At 72.9% G+C, this 3318-nt stretch carries 3 protein-coding genes; all 3 read right to left on the bottom strand.

Annotation, left to right across the window (positions count from 1 at the left end):
* Nucleotides 1–586 precede the first annotated feature (586 nt).
* Nucleotides 587–1327, bottom strand: a complete 741-nt coding sequence (locus VFO68_RS31020; RefSeq protein ID WP_325161970.1) for a 16S rRNA (uracil(1498)-N(3))-methyltransferase — start codon at nucleotides 1325–1327, stop codon at nucleotides 587–589.
* Entirely contained in the window at nucleotides 1324–2472 is a 1149-nt protein-coding gene (gene dnaJ / locus VFO68_RS31015) for a molecular chaperone DnaJ (protein ID WP_325161969.1), read from the bottom strand. Before dnaJ ends, VFO68_RS31020 begins: the two co-directional genes overlap by 4 nt.
* A 59-nt stretch (nucleotides 2473–2531) precedes the next feature.
* On the bottom strand, nucleotides 2532–3318 hold a 787-nt coding region (locus tag VFO68_RS31010; protein ID WP_325161968.1), incomplete at its 5' end, for an HrcA family transcriptional regulator.

The following is a 3318-nucleotide window of genomic DNA, read 5'->3' as shown; positions in this document are numbered from 1 at the left end:
AAGCCCCCACCGGCCGAAGGCCGGGGCCGGGGTGCCGGGGCGAAGCCCCTCCGGCCGAAGGCCGGGGCCGGGGTGCCGGGGCGAAGCCCCTCCGGCCGGGTGCCGAAGGCCGGGTGCTCGGGGGCGAAGGCCGGGGGGGTGCCGGGGGGCCGAAGCCCGTCCGGCCGGAGGCCGGAGGCCAGAGGCCGGGGATTAGGGCTGGGAGGCCGAAGCCCCTCGGCCCGAGAGCCCGGCGACTCGACCCACCCGGCCAACGTCCACCGCAGCGAACATGCCAGGTGACCAACCGACCAAGGTGCCCCCAGCCACCACCCCGACCACAAGGGGGGTCCGGGGGGCGGAGCCCCTCCGGCCGGGGGTCTGGGGGCTTGGCCCCCAGAAGACACCATCCGAGGACCCCGCGAGCGCGAAGCGCGAGCAGGGGGCGGAGACGAGGATGCCGCGTCGCGGTGAAGCCTGGGGGTCGCTCCACCGCGACGCGGCGCCGCCGGACCGAGGGGGGAGGTGTCCGGCGGAAGTCCGTGCCGCACAACATTGTCCATGTTCTGGACGTCGTGCATTGCAAAGGGTAGACCGAGCGATGCGTTCAGCGCCAGCGTTGTGTCAGTACACCTATTGCACTGACAGCTACGACCGCGGCGGTCGATGCTCGCAGAACTGTCGGGCCAAGGCGCACTACCTGGGCGCCTGCTGTCTGGAACAACGCCGTCTCGTCCGCAGAAGTTCCCCCTTCCGGGCCGACAATTACCACTAGGTCCCCCCGAGTGGGTAGTTGCAGGTCAGCCAATCGGGTGGTTGCGGCGCTGTCCAAAACAAGGGCGGCCGCGCTGGACCGGATGACATCGGCGAGGCCGGCACCGGTGACCGGCTCGGTCACCTCGGGCACCCAGGAACGGCGGGACTGTTTGGCGGCCTCCCGGGCGGTGTCCCGCCAGCGGGCCAGGGCCTTCGCACCCCGTGGACCGTCGTCCCACCGGGCGATCGACCGCTGCGCCCGCCACGGCACCACCACGTCGGCGCCCGCCTCGGTGGCCAGTTCGACCGCCAGTTCGCCACGGTCGCCCTTCACCAGGGCCTGGGCCACCACCAGCCGGGGTTGCGGCGGCGGCTCGACCCAGCGCCGCAGCAGCCGCAGGTCCAGCGCGTCGCGCCGGTCGGCGGACTCGATCACGCAGTGCGCCAGCGATCCCCGGCCGTCGCAGAGCACGAGCTCCTCGCCGGGGCGCAGCCGGCGCACCGTGGCCGCGTGCCGGCCCTCGGGGCCGTCCAGCACCGCGTGCTCGCCGGCCGGCAGCGCGTCGACGAGAAAGACCGGCGTGGTGGTCAACGGCCCCGGGAGCGCAGCCGGGAGAACAGGCCGCCGGGCCGGCCGTTGACCGTGGCCAGGCTGTGGTCCTCCTCGCCGCGCAGGCCGGCCAGCTCGTGCAGCAGCTCGGTCTGCCGGGCGTCGAGCTTGGTGGGCACCTCGACCTCGATGTGCACGTGCAGGTCGCCGCGCCCGTCCAGCCGGCCGGAGGACCGCAGCTTGGGCAGGCCGTGGCCGGTGAGCAGCAGCTCGGTGGCCGGCTGGGTGCCCGGCTCGAGCTCCATCTCGACGGTGCCCTCCAGGGTCTCCAGCGGGATCACGGCGCCCAGCGCGGCCGTGGTCATCGGGATCCGCAGGGTGCAGTGCAGGTCGGCGCCGTTGCGCTCGAAGGTCGGGTGCGGGGCCTCGACGACCTCCACGTACAGGTCACCTGCCGGGCCGCCGCCCGGGCCGACCTCGCCCTGGCCGGCCAGCCGGACCCGCATCCCGTCGGCCACGCCGGGCGGGATCTTCGCGGTGATGGTGCGGCGGGCACGGACCCGGCCCTCACCTGCGCACTGCCGGCACGGGTCCGGGATGACCTCGCCCAGCCCCCGGCAGACCGGACAGGTCCGCGCGGTGACCACCTGGCCGAGGAAGGACCGCTGCACGGTCTGCACCTCGCCGCGGCCGGAGCAGGTGTCGCAGGTTTCCGGCATGGAACCGTTGGCGCAGCCGGAGCCCTGGCACACGTCGCAGACCACGGCGGTGTCGACGGTCAGCTCGCGGCTGACCCCGGTGTTGCATTCCTCGAGGGTCAGCTCGATGCGGATCAGCGCGTCCGAACCGGGCTGCACCCGGCTGCGCGCGCCGCGGCCGCCACCGCCGCCGGCCGCCGCGCCGAAGAAGGCGTCCATGATGTCGCCGAAGCCGAACCCGGCGAACGGGTCGCGCATGCCGCCGGCGCCGTTGCCCAGCGGATCGCCGCCCATGTCGACGATCTTGCGCTTCTGCGGGTCGGAGAGAACCTCGTAGGCGGCGGTGACGTCCCTGAACCGCTGCTGCGCCTCGGCGTCGGGGTTGACGTCCGGGTGCAGCTCGCGCGCCAGCTTGCGATACGCGCGTTTGATCTCCTCGGAGGTCGCGTCGGGTCGTACCCCGAGAGTCGCGTAGTAGTCCCTCGCCACGTTGTCCAGTCCTCCTGCCCCGTGCCCCTCGGGGCTCGTCTCTTACCTCGCACCGGCCGTTACCGCCCGGACAGGATCTCTCCCACGTAGTTCGCAACGGCCCGGACGGCCGCGATCGTTCCCGGATAATCCATTCGGGTGGGTCCAACCACACCCATTCCGCCGAACAGCAGGTCCCGGGAGCCGTAGCCGACCGACACCACCGAGGTGGCGCGCATCTCCTCGGCCTCGTTCTCCTCGCCGATCCGGACTGTAACGGTGCCCGGCACCCGGGCGGCGGCGAGCAGCTTGAGCACCACGACCTGCTCCTCGAGCGCTTCGAGGATCTGCCGCAGCGAGCCCGGGAAGTCGGCGACGTTGCGGGTCAGGTTGGCGGTGCCGCCCAGCACCAGGCGTTCCTCCGGATGCTCGACCAGTGACTCGATCAGCACGGTCGACATCCTGGTCATGACGTCCCGCAGGTCCTGCGGGGCCTCCTCGAGCAGTTCGCCGACCTTGGCCGCGGCGTCGGTGAGCGGATGCCCGGTCAGCGCGGCGTTGAGCATGGTGCGCAGCCGGCCGATGGTCTCCTCGCCGACCACGTCGCCCAGGTCGATCATCCGCTGGTCCACCCGGCCGGTGTCGGTGATCAGGACCAGCATCACCCGGGCCGGAGTGATCTGGACCAGTTCGAGGTGCCGGACCGTGGACCGGGTGAGCGTCGGGTACTGCACGACGGCGACCTGGCGGGTGAGCTGGGCCAGCAGCCGCACGCTGCGACGCAGCACGTCGTCGAGGTCGAGCGCGCCGCCGAGGAACGACTGGATGGCGCGCCGCTCGGCCGAGGAGAGCGGCTTGACGTCGGAG

The sequence above is a fragment of the Actinophytocola sp. genome (assembly GCF_035712165.1).
Classification (GTDB): Bacteria; Actinomycetota; Actinomycetes; order Mycobacteriales; family Pseudonocardiaceae; genus DASYTH01.
This window is presented reverse-complemented; position numbering and strand designations above follow the sequence as displayed.